Genomic DNA, 4,119 nt, shown 5'->3' on the forward strand with positions numbered 1-4,119 from the left:
ATGTCCTATAACGCAGGTTTCTTAGGCGGCATGGAAATCGTGGAACACAAACCGCACTCCCGCTGGTTCGACCGTTACCCGCAGGGCCGCGAGTCGACATATTGGGAAGGCCAGATCAACGTCCGCTGGGCCAACGACAGCGATGCCCCCGTGATCGTTGAAATGTGGCTGGACGGCTCTCAGGTGCACACGCGACTGTGGGGTTCGGACTACTACGATGTGTCAACTTCGACGTCGGATCCGTATAACTTCACGGCCTCGCCGACCATTCGGTCAACCGATGAGGAATGTATCTCCGAAACCGGCGGCGATCAGGGCTTCACGGTAGACGTCAACCGCACCAAGACTCCACCGGGCGGCGAAGCCATCCAAGAATCCTGGAGCTGGGCCTACTCTGGTTGGCCAACCGTGATCTGTGAGTAATCAGGCCGTGTAACTACACGGGGGTAACCCAGACGGCATCCAACGCGGCCGGGCCCAGCGTGAGTTGAGCTTCCGGAGCGACCAGTTTGACGGTAGCCGAAAACGGTGCGCCCTCGGCCAGCTCAATAATGGTGCCGTGGGCGACACCGTGCGAGGCAAAATACTGCAGCAGGGCCGGATCGTCGTCCGAAATTCGCTCGACCGAGGCCGAAACACCCACGCCGAGATGCGTTAACGAAATTGCGGTCAACCGCTCGACGCTGCCATCCGCGGCGGGAATGGGATCCCCGTGCGGGTCTCTGTCCGGATGGCCCAGATAATCGGCAATCCTGGCGATCATAAACTCGGAGACCGCATGTTCCAGGATCTCGGCCTCCTCATGGACTTGGTCCCAGGTGTAGTCCAGTACCTGAACCAAAAATGTTTCAATCAATCGATGACGACGCACCATGTCCACCGCATGAGCACGCCCGGCAGCGGTCAGGGTAATCGAACCGTATGGCGCGTGGTCGATGAGCCCGGAACGCCGCAGCCGACGCAGAGCGTCCGACGTCGTCGATAAAGTGACCCCGACCCGTTGTGAAACCACCGTGGCGGTGACGGGTTCATCCGACCACTCTCCAGCCAGCCAAATGGCCTTCAGATAGTCCTGGGTGGAATCGGAGAGCTGCTGGATCGTCATATTTGTTAACGTACCAATTCCCTTGAAGCCCCGCGTCAGCGTGAAGCGCGCTGTTACCCGGCGTTTATGTTGCAAGTTTCCCGTTGGGGAAGAAGGCCAAATCGACAAACTATTTCAAATCTGGAATACTTTGGTTTTGGAACACGTTGTACCGAAGTATGTGGCGCTCATACGAAAAGATATTTACCCAGCGCCACAAATCAACTCAATGGAGGAGTACTTATATGGCTGCCCTCACCGCAGGCAAATGGACCATGGACCCATCTCACTCGGAAGCAATGTTTAGCGTTCGTCACGCTGGCATTTCCCGCGTTCGTGGCACTTTCGAAGAATTCACCGGTAGCGCGACCTTCACCGAAGACGTGAATGGCTCCGTTATCGAAGCAGACGTCCAGGCAGCATCGATCAATACCCGTAACGACGGTCGCGACGAGCACCTGCGTGGCGAAGACTTCTTCGACGCCGAAAACCACCCCGTGCTGAAATTCGAATCCCTCGAAGTTACCGATTTCGACGGTGAAGAATTCCAGCTCAAGGGCAACCTGACCATGCGTGGCGTCACCAAGGAAGTCACCTTCAAGGGTGAATTCGGTGGCCAGACCGTTGACCCATTTGGTCTCACCCGTGCAGGTTTCGAAGCAGAAACCGAAATCTCACGTAAAGAATTCGGTCTGACCTGGAACGCTGCACTTGAAGCCGGTGGCGTGATGGTTTCCGATAAGGTTCGCATTACCCTCGACGTCTCCTTCACCAAAGACGAAGAGTAAAACCTAAGCTTCCAACACCGCCCGGCTGGTCCGCGATAGGACCGACCGGGCGGTGTTCGCGTTTCGCGGGCCCGTCGTGCATTAAGGTGGAACACCATGAGCGATCAAGCTGCCGAGACACTGTTTTTATCCACCATCCCGGGTGCGACTCCATCAAAGTGGGTGCACCGTTTTTCTGCCCGAGGTTCCAACGTGCAGCTGGTGAACCAGGATGAGCACGGCCAAACGCTGTTTCTGCATCCCCACGACCCACCCCGGCACCTGCCACAGCTGGGATACGTGCGGTGGCGCGCCGATCAAACGTGGCAGGAACTCGTGGCGGCCGACGGGTTGAACCCCGAGGAGCTTCACCTGGTGCGCATCTACGAAGAACGGCCGGTGGTTGTGGTGTCTGAAGACCACCTCTTGGCCGCCTGGACCGAGGATGACGGCGAGGTCGGTGCCGACGACGTAGCCGGTGAAACGTTCTGGGATCCTCAAGACCATGCGTCGGAACCGGTGGCTGATCCGTTGGACGCACCCGAACAGGTTGGGGCGGGGGAGCGGATGGCCATTCAGCTAGCTGCAACCGGGTCCGGGTACACCGTGCTGCCCGCTTCGGTGGCGCGCATGTTTGGGCAAAAGGACGTCGTCGTCCTACCAACTTCTCTGCATCCGGGTTGGGAAACGGGGCTGGCGTGGCGCAGAGCCGCCGACTCGGACCTGATTCAAGACTTTATCGGGGTCACCAAGGGGCGACGACCGCGGTCAAGCCGCTAAAGCCTACCCAATGCGGCCGGGCTCGACCGCCTCGAAATCGTCTTCTTCGATGGGCTCGGTATTGCGCCAACGAGCAATCGCCGTCATCAGGTGATAGATGCCCAGCGCTGCGAGGGTGCCCAGAGCGATGCCGCCGAATTGCATACCGGCGACTTCGACCACCGGATCAGCAATCGCGATGATGAGGCCTGAGCCGGCGGCCATGAGGTTGATGGTGTTGGAGAAGTCGACCTCGTTGTTGACCCAGATGCGGGCGCCCATAATGCCGATCATGCCGTAAAGAATAATCCCGGCACCTGCTGCTACACCCATGGGAATTGTCGCGATGAGCGCGCCGAACTTCGGAAAGAAGGCCAAGCTCATGGCTACGATGCCCGCTACCCAGTAGGCGGCGGTTGAATAGATACGCGATGATGCCATGACGCCGATGTTTTCGGCATACGTCGTTGTACCAACGCCGCCACCGGAACCCGAGAGCATGGTGGCCAGGCCGTCCGCGATCAGGGCTCGGCCGTTATGGGGATCCAAGTTGTTGCGGGTCATCAGCCCAACCGTGCGTACGTGCCCAATATTTTCGGCAACCAGTACGAATACGACCGGCAAGAATAAGAAGAGCACATCGAACTGAAATTCAGGTGCGTGGAAGGCGGGCAGCCCAATCCAGGAGGCCTCGGTAACCGGTTGGAAATCTATCTGCTGCTGGGCCAGTGCCAGTAAGTAGCCCACCACTATCCCTAGCAGAATGGATAACCGCCCCAAGAAACCACGGAATAATACGGCGGTAATAATCACGGCCGCCGTTGTTCCGAAGGTGGTTAACGGAACCTCGATCATTCCCTCGGTTGTAGCCCCGGCCAGATTGAGGCCGATCAGCGCCAGAATGGTGCCCATGACCACGGGCGGCATGACGGCGTGAATCCAGCGGGTGCCGGCCTTGTGGACAAGGAACCCGACGATCGCCAGGGCAAGCCCGGTAATGATGATGCCGCCGGAGGCCACCGCCATCGAGTGCATTGAAGTAGCCGCGACCATCGGGGCGATGAAAGCGAACGAAGAGCCCAGATAACTTGGGACCTTGCCCTTGGTGATCACCAAGAATAATAGTGTGCCGACGCCCGAGAAAAACAGGGCCGCTGTCGGTGGGAAACCGGTGAGTGCCGGCACCAGCACGGTGGAACCGAACATGGCCATCACATGCTGCAATCCAATGCCGATGGTCTGGGGCCAGGCCATCCGCTCGTGGGGTTTTACAACCTGCCCTGCATTGATGGTTTTCCCATCGCCGTGGATATCCCAGGTGAGACCCCAGCGCTTACGGAAAGATGCTGCCATGCTGGCTCCTCTACACGCGGTATTCGTTCGGAGCAAGACTCTACCAACGAATGACGTAGAGGTGAGCAAATCACGCTAACATTCTTAGGTAAGGAAAGGACTGCGCGCATGCCGGAACATTTGGCGCCTCACGGTGCTGAAGTGGAGCGGGACACC

General features: G+C 58.4%; 5 protein-coding genes. 3 read left to right on the forward strand and 2 right to left on the reverse strand.

Annotation, left to right across the window (positions count from 1 at the left end; genetic code table 11):
• Window positions 1–423: VanW family protein (locus L0H14_RS11975; RefSeq protein WP_301421944.1), on the forward strand; the 423-nt coding region annotated here is incomplete at its 5' end.
• A gap of 13 nt (window positions 424–436) precedes the next feature.
• Here L0H14_RS11975 and L0H14_RS11980 read toward each other — a convergent pair.
• Complete coding sequence (locus tag L0H14_RS11980; RefSeq protein ID WP_301419911.1) at window positions 437–1,105, reverse strand: metal-dependent transcriptional regulator; 669 nt, start codon at window positions 1,103–1,105, stop codon at window positions 437–439.
• A 224-nt stretch (window positions 1,106–1,329) separates the two neighbouring features.
• Here L0H14_RS11980 and L0H14_RS11985 point away from each other — a divergent pair, with 224 nt between their 5' ends.
• Together L0H14_RS11985 and L0H14_RS11990 are read left to right on the forward strand one after the other, a co-directional pair.
• The gene (locus L0H14_RS11985) at window positions 1,330–1,872 is read left to right on the forward strand and encodes a YceI family protein (RefSeq protein ID WP_301419910.1); all 543 of its coding nucleotides are present in this window, start codon (window positions 1,330–1,332) and stop codon (window positions 1,870–1,872) included.
• Between the two features lie 96 nt (window positions 1,873–1,968).
• Window positions 1,969–2,631: a LysR substrate-binding domain-containing protein gene (locus L0H14_RS11990; RefSeq protein ID WP_301419909.1), complete on the forward strand. Its 663-nt coding sequence runs from the start codon at window positions 1,969–1,971 to the stop codon at window positions 2,629–2,631.
• A 3-nt stretch (window positions 2,632–2,634) separates the two neighbouring features.
• Here L0H14_RS11990 and L0H14_RS11995 read toward each other — a convergent pair whose 3' ends face one another.
• A complete protein-coding gene (locus tag L0H14_RS11995; RefSeq protein WP_301419907.1) occupies window positions 2,635–3,963 on the reverse strand; it encodes a uracil-xanthine permease family protein in 1,329 nt (442 codons plus the stop codon).
• Window positions 3,964–4,119 lie beyond the last annotated feature (156 nt).

The sequence above is a fragment of the Yaniella sp. genome (assembly GCF_030453185.1).
Lineage (GTDB): Bacteria > Actinomycetota > Actinomycetes > Actinomycetales > Micrococcaceae > Yaniella.